Annotated in this window: 12 protein-coding genes; 6 read left to right on the top strand and 6 right to left on the bottom strand. The window is 69.2% G+C overall.

What is annotated here, in order from left to right; genetic code table 11:
* Nucleotides 1-1,968: pyruvate dehydrogenase (acetyl-transferring), homodimeric type (gene aceE / locus RT051_RS13075; protein WP_313077338.1), on the bottom strand; the 1,968-nt coding region annotated here is incomplete at its 3' end.
* A gap of 173 nt (nt 1,969-2,141) precedes the next feature.
* On the opposite strand from aceE, the gene RT051_RS13070 reads away from it, so the two are divergent.
* The 5 genes from RT051_RS13070 to RT051_RS13050 all read left to right on the top strand — a co-directional run bounded on the left by RT051_RS13070 (nt 2,142) and on the right by RT051_RS13050 (nt 9,011).
* Nucleotides 2,142-4,634 carry a PAS domain S-box protein gene (locus RT051_RS13070; protein ID WP_313077337.1) on the top strand — a complete coding sequence of 831 codons (2,493 nt, stop codon included), beginning with the start codon at nt 2,142-2,144 and terminating at the stop codon, nt 4,632-4,634.
* Between the two features lie 56 nt (nt 4,635-4,690).
* Nucleotides 4,691-5,317 carry a response regulator transcription factor gene (locus RT051_RS13065; RefSeq protein WP_313077336.1) on the top strand — a complete coding sequence of 209 codons (627 nt, stop codon included), beginning with the start codon at nt 4,691-4,693 and terminating at the stop codon, nt 5,315-5,317.
* Between the two features lie 100 nt (nt 5,318-5,417).
* Nucleotides 5,418-6,281, top strand: a complete 864-nt coding sequence (folD, locus tag RT051_RS13060; protein WP_313077335.1) for a bifunctional methylenetetrahydrofolate dehydrogenase/methenyltetrahydrofolate cyclohydrolase FolD — start codon at nt 5,418-5,420, stop codon at nt 6,279-6,281.
* A gap of 78 nt (nt 6,282-6,359) precedes the next feature.
* The gene (locus tag RT051_RS13055) at nt 6,360-8,393 is read left to right on the top strand and encodes a M3 family metallopeptidase (RefSeq protein ID WP_313077334.1); all 2,034 of its coding nucleotides are present in this window, start codon (nt 6,360-6,362) and stop codon (nt 8,391-8,393) included.
* Nucleotides 8,394-8,504: 111 nt separating this feature from the next.
* The gene (locus tag RT051_RS13050; RefSeq protein WP_313077333.1) at nt 8,505-9,011 is read left to right on the top strand and encodes a glutaredoxin family protein; all 507 of its coding nucleotides are present in this window, start codon (nt 8,505-8,507) and stop codon (nt 9,009-9,011) included.
* A 33-nt stretch (nt 9,012-9,044) separates the two neighbouring features.
* Here RT051_RS13050 and rpiA read toward each other — a convergent pair whose 3' ends face one another.
* The gene (gene rpiA, locus RT051_RS13045; RefSeq protein ID WP_313077332.1) at nt 9,045-9,743 is read right to left on the bottom strand and encodes a ribose-5-phosphate isomerase RpiA; all 699 of its coding nucleotides are present in this window, start codon (nt 9,741-9,743) and stop codon (nt 9,045-9,047) included.
* A 35-nt stretch (nt 9,744-9,778) separates the two neighbouring features.
* On the opposite strand from rpiA, the gene RT051_RS13040 reads away from it, so the two are divergent.
* Nucleotides 9,779-10,831 (top strand): quinone-dependent dihydroorotate dehydrogenase, encoded by a 1,053-nt coding sequence (locus RT051_RS13040; RefSeq protein ID WP_313077331.1) that lies wholly within the window; start codon nt 9,779-9,781, stop codon nt 10,829-10,831.
* A gap of 90 nt (nt 10,832-10,921) precedes the next feature.
* On the opposite strand, the gene RT051_RS13035 is transcribed toward RT051_RS13040, so the two are convergent.
* From RT051_RS13035 to RT051_RS13020, 4 genes are all read right to left on the bottom strand, one after another.
* Complete coding sequence (locus RT051_RS13035) at nt 10,922-11,221, bottom strand: hypothetical protein (protein WP_313077329.1); 300 nt, start codon at nt 11,219-11,221, stop codon at nt 10,922-10,924.
* Between the two features lie 2 nt (nt 11,222-11,223).
* Nucleotides 11,224-11,619: a phage holin family protein gene (locus tag RT051_RS13030; protein WP_313077328.1), complete on the bottom strand. Its 396-nt coding sequence runs from the start codon at nt 11,617-11,619 to the stop codon at nt 11,224-11,226.
* A gap of 66 nt (nt 11,620-11,685) precedes the next feature.
* A complete protein-coding gene (locus tag RT051_RS13025; protein ID WP_313077327.1) occupies nt 11,686-11,994 on the bottom strand; it encodes a DUF883 domain-containing protein in 309 nt (102 codons plus the stop codon).
* Between the two features lie 124 nt (nt 11,995-12,118).
* Nucleotides 12,119-13,219, bottom strand: a complete 1,101-nt coding sequence (locus RT051_RS13020) for an NAD(P)/FAD-dependent oxidoreductase (RefSeq protein ID WP_313077326.1) — start codon at nt 13,217-13,219, stop codon at nt 12,119-12,121.
* Between the last annotated feature and the right edge of the window lie 188 nt (nt 13,220-13,407).

The following is a 13,407-nucleotide window of genomic DNA, read 5'->3' as shown; positions in this document are numbered from 1 at the left end:
GTGGCTGTGGCCGTCCTCGTGCTGCAGGCCCTCGCCGTTGAGCGTGGTGCGCCCGCTGGTGCCACCCAGGATGAAGCCGCGCGCCTGCATGTCGCCAGCGGCCCAGGCGAAGTCGCCAAAGCGCTGGAAGCCGAACATGGAGTAGTACACGTAGAACGGGATCATGATCCGGTTGTTCGTCGAGTACGAGGTGGCCGCGGCGATCCACGAGCACATGCCGCCGGCCTCGTTGATGCCTTCCTGCAGGATCTGACCGGCCTTGTCCTCCTTGTAGTACATGACCTGATCACGATCGACCGGCGTGTACTGCTGGCCCTTGGGGTTGTAGATGCCGATCTGGCGGAACAGCCCTTCCATGCCGAAGGTGCGTGCCTCATCGACCAGGATGGGCACGACGCGCGGACCCAGCGCCTTGTCGCGCAAGAGCTGCGTCAGAAAGCGCACATAGGCCTGGGTGGTGCTGATCTCGCGGCCCTCCGCCGTGGGTTCGAGCACCGCCTTGAAGGTCTCCAGCGACGGCACGGTGAAGCTCTCGTCGGCCTTCTCGCGACGGTGCGGCAGGTACCCGCCCAGGGCCTTGCGGCGCTCGTGCAGATAGGTCATCTCCGGCGTGTCGTCGGCCGGCTTGTAGTAGGGCAGCTTGTCCAGCTCGCTGTCGGGCACCGGGATGTTGAAGCGGTCGCGGATGTACTTGATGTCCTCGTCGGCCAGCTTCTTGGTCTGGTGCACGGTGTTCTTGGCCTCGCCGGCCTTGCCCATGCCGTAGCCCTTGACGGTCTTGACCAGCAGCACCGTGGGCTGGCCCTGGTGCTCGTTGGCAGCGTGGAAGGCGGCGTAGACCTTCTCCGGGTCGTGGCCGCCGCGGCGCAGCTCCCAGATCTCGTCGTCGGTCATGTGCTCGACGAGTTTGGCCGTCTCGGGGTAGCGGCCGAAGAAGTGCTTGCGCAGGTAGGCGCCGTCCATGGCGCGGTAGGTCTGGTAGTCCCCGTCCAGCGTCTCCATCATCAGCTGCTTGAGTTTGCCGCTGGTGTCGCGGCGCAGCAGCTCATCCCAGCCCTTGCCCCAGAGCAGCTTGATGACGTGCCAGCCGGCGCCGCGGAAGTCACCTTCCAGCTCCTGGATGATCTTGCCGTTGCCACGCACCGGGCCATCCAGGCGCTGCAGGTTGCAGTTGATGACGAAGATCAGGTTGTCCAGGTTCTCGCGCGCGGCCAGGCTGATGGCGCCCTTGCTCTCGGGCTCGTCCATCTCGCCGTCGCCCAGGAAGATCCAGACCTTGCGGTTGGCCGTGTCGGCGATGCCGCGGGCGTGCAGGTACTTCAAGAAGCGTGCCTGGTAGATGGCCATCATGGGTCCCAGGCCCATGGACACCGTGGGGAACTGCCAGAAACCCGGCATCAGCTTGGGGTGCGGGTAGCTGGACAGGCCCTTGCCATCGACCTCCTGGCGGAAGTTCTCCAGCTGCTCCTCGGTGATTCGGCCCTCCAGATACGCGCGGGCATAGATGCCGGGTGCGCTGTGGCCCTGGAAGTAGATGCAGTCGCCGCCGTGTTTTTCGCTCTCGGCGTGCCAGAAATGGTTGAAGCCGGCGCCCCACATGGACGCCAGCGAGGCGAACGAGCCGATATGCCCGCCCAGGTCGCCGCCGTCGTGCGGGTGCAGGCGGTTGGCGCGCACCACCATGGCCATGGCGTTCCAGCGCATGAAGGCGCGCAGGCGCTTCTCGATGGCGATGTTGCCGGGGCAGCGTGCCTCCTGCTCGGGCTCAATGGTGTTGACGTAGCCGGTGTTGGCCGAGAACGGCAGGTCGATGCTGTTCTGGCGCGCGTGCTCCAGCAGCTGCTCGATCAGGAAGTGCGCGCGCTCGGCGCCTTCCTTGTCGATGACGGCCTGCAGGGCGTCCATCCACTCACGGGTTTCCTGCTGATCGATGTCGCTCTGGGGGGTGCCTTGGGTCGGATCGGACATGCCCTGTCTCCTTTTGAATCAATGGCAATGATGGGGGTATTGACGGAAGTTTCGCACAGATTTTCTTCATTTCAAATGGCGCATACATATATCTCATTGTGAAAATTTGCTGCGCCTGCACATAATTTCTCCTCGTGAAATGGCTTTGGCTCCGGCCTTTAAACTCGCGCTTCATGCCCCCTGCCGCCGCTTCACCGACCGCTTTTGCCTCTGCTGCGAGCACGGCCGCACGCCGTTGGCGCTCGTGGTGGCGCAGCCTCTCGCCCATGCGCCAGGACCGGCTGGCAGCCCTGGCGCCGCTGGCGGCGGTGCTGATGTTCCTGGCGGCCATCGTGGCGTCGTTCTGGTATTTGCGCAACGAAGAGATCGAGCGCGAGAAGGAGGCGCTCAAGCGCGACGTCGAATACGCGCAGCAACGCGTGCGCCTACGCCTGCTCGAGCGCCAGGAGCAGGTCATGCGCCTGGCGCGCGACCTGTCCAACGAAGAGCTGGAACGCAGCGAGTTCATCGCCCGCGCCGAGGCGCTCATCAGCCAGTACCCCGAGCTGCAGGCCATCACCTGGATCGACGGGCGCCGGCGCATTCGGGCCTCGCACGCCGCCCCCACGGTGACCAGCAGCCAGCTGCGCGTGAGCGGCGAGGTGCTCAAGGGCGACGACACGGCCGAGCTGTTCGGCCTGGCGCGCGACCTGCTGCAGCCCGTCTATTCGCAGCCGGCCGCCGCCTCGGGCGACACCGTGCCGCTCCTACAGCTGCAGGTGCCGCTGGCCGCCGAAGGGCGCTTTGCCGGCGTGGTGCTGGCCGAATATTCCATCGACAGCGTGCTGCGCTACGGCACGCCCACCGAGGTGCTGGCGCGCTACGCCGTCACGCTGCTCGACGCGGGCAACCACGTGCTGGCCGGCACGCCCCTGGCGCCGCGCAGCAACGCCCTGCTGCCCTGGACCACCAAGGCCAACGCCTACCAGGTGCCGGTCTCGCCCGTGGGCAACGGGCTGGTGCTGCGCGCCCAGGCCTACCGCACCTCGCTGGGCGTGGTGGGCAGCGGCCTGTTCTGGCTGGTGGGCGCGCTCAGCGTGATGACCGCGTGGATGCTGATCGCCACCTGGCGCCACACGCGCCGGCGGCTGCAGGCGCAGCAGGCGCTGATCGTCGAGACCAATTTCCGCCGGGCGATGGAGAACTCCATCCTCACCGGCATGCGCGCGCTTGACCTGGAGGGCCGCATCACCTATGTGAACGCGGCTTTTTGTCAGATGACGGGCTGGAGCGAGGCCGAGCTGGTCGGCCAGCTGCCGCCCTACAGCTACTGGCCCGAGGACGAGTACGAGACGCTGCATGCCAAGCTGCGCGAGGAGCTTTCGGGCAAGGTGGCGCCGGGGGGGTTCCAGGTGCGGGTGCGCCGCAAGAGCGGCATGCTGTTCGACGCGCGCCTGTACGTCTCGCCGCTGGTGGACGCGCGCGGCCAGCAGACAGGCTGGATGACGTCGATGACCGACATCACCGAGCCCAACCGCGTGCGCGAGCAGCTCACCGCCTCGCACGAGCGCTTCACCATCGTGCTGGAGGCGCTGGACGCCTCGGTCTCTGTGGCGCCCCTGGGCAGCGAGGAGCTGCTGTTCGCCAACCGCCTGTACCGCCAGTGGTTCGGCTCGCAGACCACCGGCCACCTGCAGCTGGTGGCCCAGGCCGGCGTGCTGCCGGCGCAGCGCAGCGACGCCGGCATGCACGACGAGGACGGCCTGATGGGCCTGCCCACCGATTCCCTGACCACGGCCCACTCCGAGAACGCCGAGATCTATCTGCCCGAGCTGGCCAAGTGGCTGGAGGTGCGCTCGCGCTACCTCAACTGGGTGGACGGGCGCCTGGCGCAGATGGTGATTGCCACCGACATCACGCCGCGCCGCCTGGCCGAGGAGCAGGCCGCGCGCCAGGCCGAGCGTGCGCAGTCGGTGAGTCGCCTGATCACCATGGGCGAGATGGCCTCCAGCGTGGCGCACGAGCTGAACCAGCCGCTCACGGCCATCAGCAACTACTGCAGCGGCATGATCTCGCGCATCGAGAAAAAGCAGATCGCCGAGGACGCCCTCCTGACCGCGCTGCAGAAAACCGCGCACCAGGCCCAGCGCGCCGGGCAGATCATCCAGCGCATTCGCGCCTTCGTGAAAAAAAGCGAGCCCAACCGGCAGCTGGCCGAGGTGGGCAGCATGGTGGCCGAGGCGGTGGAGCTGGCCGGCATCGAGCTGCGGCGCCACAACGTGCGCCTGACGCACTACGTCGCCGCGCGGCTGCCGCCGGTGTCGGCCGACACCATCCTGATCGAGCAGGTGCTGGTCAACCTGATGAAGAACGGCGCCGAGTCCATCGCCAATGCCGGGCGTCCGCCCGCGCAGCGCAGCGTGGAGCTGCGCGTGGTGCCGCGCCAGGCCGACGGCCAGGACGGCATCGAGTTTTCCGTGCAGGACACGGGCCGGGGCTTGGCGCCCGAGGTGCTGGCGCACCTGTTCGAGGCGTTCTATTCGACCAAGAGCGAGGGCATGGGCATCGGCCTGAACCTGTGCCGCAGCATCGTCGAGTCGCACCAGGGCAGGATGCACGCGGAGAACATCTACAATGGTTCGGAGGTCACGGGCTGCCGGTTTTCCTTCTGGCTGCCGCTGGCCTAGGGCCTTTGGCACTACGAATTTTGTAGCTACGTCTTTGCAGCAAGGACCTCTCCCACATGAGTCTGACCCCGAAAAAAGGCACCGTTTATGTCGTCGACGACGACGAGGCCGTCCGCGATTCGCTGCAATGGCTGCTCGAAGGCAAGGACTACCGCGTGCGCTGCTTCGACTCGGCCGAGTCGTTTCTCGCGCGCTACGACCCGCGCGAGGTGGCCTGCCTGATCGTGGACATCCGCATGGGTGGCATGACGGGTCTTGAGCTGCAGGACCGCCTGCTCGAGCGCAAGTCGCCCCTGCCCATCGTCTTCATCACCGGCCACGGCGACGTGCCCATGGCCGTGAACACCATGAAGAAGGGCGCGCTCGATTTCATCCAGAAACCCTTCGATGAAGGCGAGCTGCTGGAGCTGGTCGAGCGCATGCTCGACCACGCGCGCGAGGCTTTTGCCGACCACCAGCAGGCGGCCAGCCGCGACGCGCTGCTGTCCAAGCTGACCAGCCGCGAGGCGCAGGTGCTCGAACGCATCGTCGCCGGGCGCCTGAACAAGCAGATCGCAGACGACCTGGGCATCAGCATCAAGACGGTGGAGGCGCACCGCGCCAACATCATGGAAAAATTGGGCGCCAACACCGTGGCCGACCTGCTCAAGATCGCCCTGGGCCCCGGCGCCGCCAAGCACTGAGCCGCCGCGCCGCCCGCTCTTCATTTCGTAGCTGCCTGCCCGCGCACACCAAGGGCCAGGCAGCTTTTTCATTGGCAAACGTTTTGACCCTTCTCCGCCCATGACCGCCCAGATCATCGATGGCAATGCCCTGTCGCGCCAGCTGCGCACCGAAGTGCGCGAGCGCGCCGCCGCCCTGAAAGAGCGCGGCACCACCCCCGGTCTCGCGGTGGTGCTGGTGGGCGACAACCCGGCCAGCCAGGTCTATGTGCGCAACAAGGTGCTGGCCTGCGAGGACGTGGGCTTCCATTCGGTGCTCGAGAAGTACGACGCCAGCCTGACCGAAGGCGAGCTGCTGGCGCGCATCGAGGCGCTGAACAACGACCCGGCCATCCACGGCATCCTGGTGCAGCTGCCACTGCCCGCGCACATCGACGACCACAAGGTGATCGAGGCCATCTCGCCCGCCAAGGACGTGGACGGCTTTCACGTCGCCAGCGCCGGTGCGCTGCTGGTGGGCGAGGCCGGCTTCAAGGCCTGCACGCCCTATGGCTGCATGAAGATGCTCGAATCCATCGGCCTGCGGGATTTGCGCGGCAAGCACGCCGTGGTCATCGGCCGCTCCAACATCGTCGGCAAGCCCATGGCGCTGATGCTGCTGGCGGCCAACGCCACAGTGACCGTCTGCCACAGCGGCACGGCCGACCTGGCCGCCTTCACGCGCCAGGCCGACATCGTGGTTGCCGCCGTGGGCAAGCGCGGCGTGCTGACGGCCGACATGGTCAAGCCCGGCGCGGTGGTCATCGATGTGGGCATGAACCGCGATGACGAGGGCAAGCTGTGCGGCGACGTGGACTTCGCCGGCGTCAGCCAGGTCGCCGGCTGGATCACGCCCGTGCCCGGCGGCGTGGGCCCCATGACCATCACCATGCTTCTGGTCAACACGCTGGAGGCGGCCGAGCGCGCAACCCCGGGCAGCGCCTGACCCCCGCGGCCGCCCCGGCACCGCTGGTTTGCCTGGGCGGCATTGAACTTCGCGCAAGCGCCGCCACTCTGGAGTCTCATGAGCAGCAATCCCCTCCTCGATTTTTCCGGCCCCATACCCTTTGACCGCATCACGCCCGCCGACGTGGCCCCGGCCCTGGATGCACTGCTCGGCCGCGCCGAGCAGGCGCTGGCCGAGGTGACGGCGCCGGCCTTCCCGGCCGAGTGGAACGCCATGGCCCGCGTGCTGGACGTGGCCACCGAGGAGCTGGGCCGCGCCTGGGGCGTGGTCAGCCACCTGGTCAGCGTGGCCGACACGCCCGAGCTGCGCGCCGCCTACAACGCCGCCCTGCCGCGCGTGACCGAGTTCTGGACGCGCCTGGGCGCCAACGAGCAGCTCTACGCCAAGTACAAGGCCATCGATGCGGCCAGCCTGAACGCCGAGCAGCGGCGCGCGCTGTCCAACGCGCTGCGCAACTTTGTGCTCTCGGGCGCCGAACTGCGGGGCGCGGACAAGGAGCGCTTTGCCGCCATCCAGGAGCGCCTGGCCGAGCTGACGCAAAAATTCAGCGAAAACGCGCTGGACGCGACCGACGGCTACGCCTGGTACGCCGGCGACGACGAGCTCGCCGGCGTGCCCGAAGACGTGGTGCAGGCCGGCCGCGAGGCCGCGCGCGCCGAGGGGCGCGAGGGCTGCAAGCTCACGCTCAAGCTGCCCAGCTATCTGCCGGTGATGCAGTTCGCCACCCACCGGCCGCTGCGCGAGCGGCTGTACCGCGCTTACGTCACGCGCGCCTCCGAGCAGGCCGAGGGCGAGCTTGCGCGCTTTGACAACGGCGCCGTCATGGCCGAGATCCTGGACCTGCGCCAGCAGGAGGCGCAGCTGCTGGGCCATGCCAGCTTTGCCGAGGTCTCGCTGGTGCCCAAGATGGCCGACTCGCCCAGCCAGGTCGTCGCCTTCCTGCGCGACCTGGCGGCGCGCGCGCGCCCGCACGCCGAGCGCGACGTGGCCGACCTGCGCGCCTGGGCCGCCGAACACCTGGCACTGCAGGAGCCGCAGTCCTGGGACTGGACCTTCATCTCCGAGCGTCTGAAGGAGGCGCGCTACGCCTTCAGCGAGCAGGAGGTCAAGGAATACTTCACTGCGCCCAAGGTGCTGGCCGGCCTGTTCAAGATTGTCGAAACGCTGTTCGAGGTCGAGATCCGCCCCGACAGCGCCCCCGTGTGGCACCCGGCGGTGGAGTTCTACCGCATCGAGCGCGCTGGCCAGCTGGTGGGCCAGTTCTACCTGGACCAGCCCGCGCGCGCCGGCAAGCGCGGCGGCGCCTGGATGGACGACGCCCGCACGCGCTGGCTGCGGCCCGACACCGGGCAGCTGCAGACCCCGGTGGCCTATCTGGTGTGCAACTTCGCCAGCGGCGTGGATGGCAAGCCGGCCCTGCTCACGCACGACGACGTGATCACCCTGTTCCACGAGTTCGGCCACGGCCTGCACCACCTGCTCACGCAGGTCAACGAGCGCGACGTCTCAGGCATCGGCGGTGTGGAATGGGACGCGGTGGAGCTGCCCAGCCAGTTCATGGAGAATTTCTGCTGGGAGTGGGAGGTGCTGCGCCACATGACCGCCCACGTGGACACGGGCGAGCCCCTGCCGCGCCCGCTGTACGAGCGCATGCTGGCCGCGCGCAACTTCCAGGCCGGCATGCAGACGCTGCGCCAGATCGAATTTTCCCTGTTCGACATGCTGCTGCACACCGACGCCGACCCCGCGCGCAACCAGCAGCTGCTGCTGGACCGGGTGCGCGCCGAGGTCGCCGTGCTGCCGCCGCCGCCCTTCAGCCGCACGGCCCACACCTTCAGCCACATCTTCGCCGGCGGCTATGCGGCCGGCTACTACAGCTACAAGTGGGCCGAGGTGCTGAGCGCCGACGCCTACGCCGCCTTCGAAGAAACGGCCGGTGCGGACGGCCAGCCCTGCCTGGAGACCGGACGGCGCTACCGCGAGTGCATCCTGGAGGCCGGCGGCAGCCGCCCGGCCATGGAGTCCTTCAAGGCCTTCCGCGGCCGCGAGCCCGCCATCGACGCGCTGCTGCGCCACCAGGGAATGGCTTGATTGCTATTGGAAAGTGAGCAACACCTCCGCGTCCCGCATGATTTTGTGTGTTCAATCACGCGCAAATCACGGTGGCGCATGGATGTTTTGCTATCGGTAAAGGAGCACGCCATGCGCCCTGCCCGTCTGCCCGCCCTGTGTGCGCTGTGCGCCGTGGTGGCGCTGCTCGCGGCCGGCGCGGCGCAGGCGCAGCGCATCTACCGCATCATCGAACCCAACGGCCGGGTCACCTTCACCGACCGGCCGCCCACGGCCGATGCCCGGGACATCACCCTGCCCCCCAACGTGCAGCGCCCCGGCGGCGACGCCCCGCTGCCGCCGCTGCGCCCCGCCGGGCAGCGCCCGCCCGTCACGCTCTACACCGCCGCCGACTGCGTGCCCTGCGTCAGCGCGCGGGCCTTGCTGGAGCAGCGCGGCATCGCCTTCAGCGAGCACGTGGTCGCCAGCGGCGAGGATCTGCAGGCTCTGCAGCGCCTGAGCGGCGACGCCACCCTGCCCTTTGCCACGGTGGGCGAGCGGCAGCTCAGGGGGTTTTCGCAGCAGGAATGGAGCGACGTGCTGGACGCCGCTGGCTACGCGCCCCGGGAGCGCGCGACACCGGCGCCGCCCGCTTCCTGAGCTGCCGGCGCCCGGGCCGCGCAGGCAGCGCGGTCAGAACGACAGGGTGCGCACGCCGCTGGCCGTGCCCAGCAGGCAGATGCCGGCCTTCTGGTGCGCAAACACCCCCACGGTGACCACGCCCGGCCACTGGTTGACCTCGCACTCGAAGGCCAGCGGATCGGTGATGACCAGGCCCGACACGTCCAGGATGTGCTGGCCGTTGTCGGTCACCAGCGGCACGCCGCCGGCCAGGCGCAGACGCGGCTGGCCGCCCAGGGCCTCGAAGCGCCGGGCCACGTGGGCCGTGGCCATGGGCACCACCTCCACCGGCAGCGGGAAGGCGCCCAGGGTGGTCACCAGCTTGGACTCGTCGGCAATGCACACGAAGCGCTCGGCCAGGGCCGCGACGATCTTCTCGCGCGTCAGCGCCGCGCCGCCGCCCTTGACCATGTGGCCGCGCTCGTCGATCTCGTCGGCGCCGTCGATATAGACGGGCAGCGACGCCACGTCGTTGGCTTCGAGCACGGCAATGCCCAGCGCGCGCAGGCGAGCCGTGCTGGCCTCGGAGCTGGAGACCGCGCCGCGGATGCGATCCTTGATGCCGGCCAGGGCGTCGATGAACTTGTTGACGGTGGAGCCCGTGCCCACGCCGACGATGCTGCCGGGCTCGACGTAGTGCAGCGCGGCCTGGCCGACAAGGGTCTTCAAGGCGTCCTGGGAGAGGGGAAGAGAAGGTGCGGGGATCGTCATGGGGGAAAATCCGGAGGTTTTGCCGGATTATCCCCATGTCTCTTCTTCCCTATGCGCTGACGCGCCCATTTCTCTTTCACCTCGACCCGGAGGCGGCGCACGAGCTGACGCTCGACTGGCTGGCCCGCGGCCAGGGCACGCCGCTGCAGTGGGCCTGGCGCCAGGAGCGCGTGAGCGACCCGGTGCAGCTCGCCGGCCTCACCTTCCCCAACCGCGTCGGCCTGGCCGCGGGCCTGGACAAGAACGCGCGCTGCATCGACGCGCTGGCCGCCATGGGCTTTGGTTTTGTCGAGGTCGGCACGGTGACGCCGCGCGGCCAGCCCGGCAACCCCAGGCCGCGCATGTTCCGCCTGCCCGAGGCGCAGGCGCTGATCAACCGCCTGGGCTTCAACAACGAGGGACTGGACGCCTTCGTCGCCAACGTGCGCAAGTCGCGCGTGCGCGCGCAGGGCCGGCCGCTGCTGCTGCTGGGCCTGAACATCGGCAAGAACGCCAGCACCCCCATCGAGCAGGCGACCGACGACTATCTGGCCTGCCTGCGCGGCGTCTATCCGCACGCCGACTACGTCACCGTCAACATCAGCTCGCCCAACACCCAGAACCTGCGCGCGCTGCAGTCCGACGAGGCGCTGGACGCGCTGCTCGGCGCGCTGGCGCAGGAGCGGGAGCGGCTGGCCGCGGCCCAGGGCCGGCACGTGCCGCTGTTCGTCAAGATCGCGCCCGATCTGGACGAGGCCCAAGTCGAGGTGATCGCCGGCGCGCTGCAGCGCCACGGCATGGACGGCGTCATTGCCACCAACACCACCATAGCCCGCCAGGCCGTGCAGGGCCTGGCGCACGCGGGCGAGACCGGGGGCCTGAGCGGCGCGCCCGTGCGCGAGGCGAGCAACGCCGTCATCCGCCAGCTGCGCACACGGCTGGGGCCGGGCTTTCCCATCGTCGGCGTGGGCGGGGTCATGAGCGCGCAGGACGCCGTGGACAAGATCGCCGCCGGCGCCGACGTGGTGCAGATCTATACCGGTCTCATCTACCAGGGCCCGGCCCTGGTGGCGCAGGCGGCGCGTGCCCTGCGCGACCTGCGCCGCTGAAACCCTGCCCTGCCCCGGCAGCGGCATGTGCACGCAACAAGGGCCGCACGTGGCGGCCCTTGCGGTGAGGCGGCGTTTGGGGCCGTCTTCTCAACGGCGCAGCTTGGCCAGCAGTGGCAATAGCGCCCCGCTCCAGCGGATCAGCCGGCGCGGCCCGGCCACGGCGGCCAGCGCGGCGGCCACGCCCACCACTGCCGGATGCAGGCGGGTGAAGGCGATCAGCCGCTGGGGCAGCGGGTCGGCAGGGTTGAGGCCCGCACGTGCCTGCACGATGGCGCGCGTCTGCTGGTAGGCCTCGCGGCGCGCGCGCAGGCGCTCGCGCTGCACCAGAATGCGGTCAAGCACCTGTTGCTGCTCGGGCGTGGGCGTGGGCAGGTGTTTGGCGGCCATGGTCACAGTCTCCCCTTGATCAGATCCCAGTCGTTGCCCAGTTCGCGCCGGGTCAGGGCGAACGCATTGGCCAGGTGGCGGGCCAGGCCCACGATGGTCACCAGCACGGCGCCGCACGCCACCACCCAGCCCCCGGCCAGCAGCCAGCCGACCAGGGCGCGCTGGGGCGAATCCCAGAACTGCACCAGGACGGCCAGCGACAGCAGCATCAGCGCAAGCACGGCCAGTGCCCCGAACACGATGACCAGCACCACCAGCAGCATGAGGCGACGCTTGAAGTCGTCGAGCTCCAGGCGCGCCAGGGTGAGGCGGTCTTCAGCGGCAATGGCGCCCTCGATGGCGGCGGCGCGCCAGCGCGCCACCCATCCTTCCAGGCCCAGCAGGGATAACCAGTTCATGCGCTTTTCTCTTTGTCAGGGGGTGGGTTCGGCCGGGGGCGCATGCCGCGCCCCCGGCCGGGCTTGTCAGCGGCGCGCGAGCAGGAAGCCCACCAGCGCACCCGCGGCCAGCGCCGCCGTGGCCACGCGCCAGGGCTCATCGTGGGCGTAGCGGTCGGCCGCGCGGGCGGCCTCGCGGGCCTGAGTGGCTGCCTCCTGCGCCGCGCGCACGGCGCCGTCGCGCACGGTGTCGATGCCGTCGTCCAGGCGGTCGCGCAACTGGCGGATCTGGGGGATGTTGTCCAAGTCCTTGCTGGACAGCAGGCTGCGCAGGTCGCCCACGAGGCGCTCCAACTCGCCTTGTGTGCTGTAAATGGTTTCGGATACGGAGGTCATAACAGGCCTTTCTTGATTAAGCTCGACAGTAATGGACCCGCCACAGGGCACCTGTAGGCGGGTATCCCATCTTAGAGTGTGTCAAGCACTTTTTCGTAGCAGCCAGCGCAATGGCTGCGCGCCGTCAAGACTGCAGCAGCCGTGCCACGTGCTCGCCCAGGGCCAGGGCGCTGGTCAATCCCGGGGATTCGATGCCCAGCAGGTGCACCAGCCCGGGCGTGCCATGCGCGTCGGGCCCGAGGACCTGGAAGTCGGCCAGCAGGCCCTGGGCGCCGCGCAGCTTGGGGCGGATGCCGGCGTAGCCCGGCTGCAGCGCGCCGTCTGGCAGCGCAGGCCAGTATTTGCGCACCTCGGCATAGAAGGCGTCGCCCCGGCGCGCGTCCACCGTGAGGTCATGGGGCTGCTCAACCCACTGCACGTCCGGGCCGAAGCGGGCCTGCCCGCCCAGGTCCAGCGTCAGGTGCACGCCCAGGCCCGCGGCCTCGGGCACGGGATAGACCAGGCGCGCAAACGGCGCGCGCCCGGCCAGGGTGAAATAGTTGCCCTTGGCCCAGGCGGGGCTGGGCAGCTGGCGGGTGTCGGTGCCGGCAAAGCGCCGCGCCAGACCGGCGGCGCCCAGGCCGGCGGCGTTGACCACGCTGCGCGCGGCCAGTCGCATGCCGTCCTGCATCTCAAGAACGATAGCATCAGGCCCAGCCGTGGCACCGGCTACCGGGGATTTGAGTGCCACCAGGCCGCCAGCGCGCTCCAGATCGCCCTGCAGCGCCAGCATCAGCGCATGGCTGTCCAGGATGCCGGTCGAGGGCGACAGCAGCGCGGCGTGGCAGGACAGCTGCGGCTCCAGGGCCCGGGCCTCTTCGCGCGTCAGCCAGACCAGGTCATCGACCCCGTTGGCCCGCGCCTGTGCCTGCAGCTGGGCCAGCGTCTCCGTCTGGCGCGCGTGCGTGGCGACGATCAGCTTGCCGCAGCGCCGGTGGGGCAGCCCGTGCCGGCCCAGATAGTCGTACAGCAGCTCGCGGCCCTGCAGGCACAGGCTCGCCTTGAGCGAGCCCGTGGGGTAGTAGATGCCGGCGTGGATGACCTCGCTGTTGCGCGCACTGGTCTGCGTGCCGATGGCGCCCTCGGCCTCGAGCACCAGCACCTCGCGCCCGCCCAGGGCCAGGGCCCGGGCGATGGCCAGCCCCACCACGCCCGCCCCGATGACCACGCAATCGACCTGCTCCATGGCGCCGCTCCCGCTGTGATGCCGCCCCGGGCAGCTCCCGTGAACCCGCCGGCCGGCGCAAACAAAAAAGGGCCGGGAATCGCTTCCTGGCCCTCGCTGGCGTGCGGCGCTTCGGCCGCCGACTGAAACTGGTGGGTGATGCAGGGTTTGAACCTGCGACCCCTGCCGTGTGAAGGCAGTGCTCTACC

The sequence above is a fragment of the Melaminivora sp. genome (genome assembly GCF_032059615.1).
Taxonomy (GTDB): Bacteria; Pseudomonadota; Gammaproteobacteria; order Burkholderiales; family Burkholderiaceae_C; genus Melaminivora.
This window is presented reverse-complemented; position numbering and strand designations above follow the sequence as displayed.

Excerpts from the sequence above, each read along its gene's own strand:
- RT051_RS13030 (WP_313077328.1), bottom strand. The coding sequence starts at position 11,619 with ATGAACTGGTTATCCCTGCTGGGCCTGGAAGGATGGGTGGCGCGCTGG.
- RT051_RS13020 (WP_313077326.1), bottom strand. The coding sequence starts at position 13,219 with ATGGAGCAGGTCGATTGCGTGGTCATCGGGGCGGGCGTGGTGGGGCTG.
- folD (WP_313077335.1), top strand. The coding sequence starts at position 5,418 with ATGACCGCCCAGATCATCGATGGCAATGCCCTGTCGCGCCAGCTGCGC.
- RT051_RS13040 (WP_313077331.1), top strand. The coding sequence starts at position 9,779 with ATGTCTCTTCTTCCCTATGCGCTGACGCGCCCATTTCTCTTTCACCTC.
- RT051_RS13050 (WP_313077333.1), top strand. The coding sequence starts at position 8,505 with ATGCGCCCTGCCCGTCTGCCCGCCCTGTGTGCGCTGTGCGCCGTGGTG.
- RT051_RS13025 (WP_313077327.1), bottom strand. The coding sequence starts at position 11,994 with ATGACCTCCGTATCCGAAACCATTTACAGCACACAAGGCGAGTTGGAG.
- RT051_RS13065 (WP_313077336.1), top strand. The coding sequence starts at position 4,691 with ATGAGTCTGACCCCGAAAAAAGGCACCGTTTATGTCGTCGACGACGAC.
- RT051_RS13055 (WP_313077334.1), top strand. The coding sequence starts at position 6,360 with ATGAGCAGCAATCCCCTCCTCGATTTTTCCGGCCCCATACCCTTTGAC.
- rpiA (WP_313077332.1), bottom strand. The coding sequence starts at position 9,743 with ATGACGATCCCCGCACCTTCTCTTCCCCTCTCCCAGGACGCCTTGAAG.
- RT051_RS13070 (WP_313077337.1), top strand. The coding sequence starts at position 2,142 with ATGCCCCCTGCCGCCGCTTCACCGACCGCTTTTGCCTCTGCTGCGAGC.
- RT051_RS13035 (WP_313077329.1), bottom strand. The coding sequence starts at position 11,221 with ATGGCCGCCAAACACCTGCCCACGCCCACGCCCGAGCAGCAACAGGTG.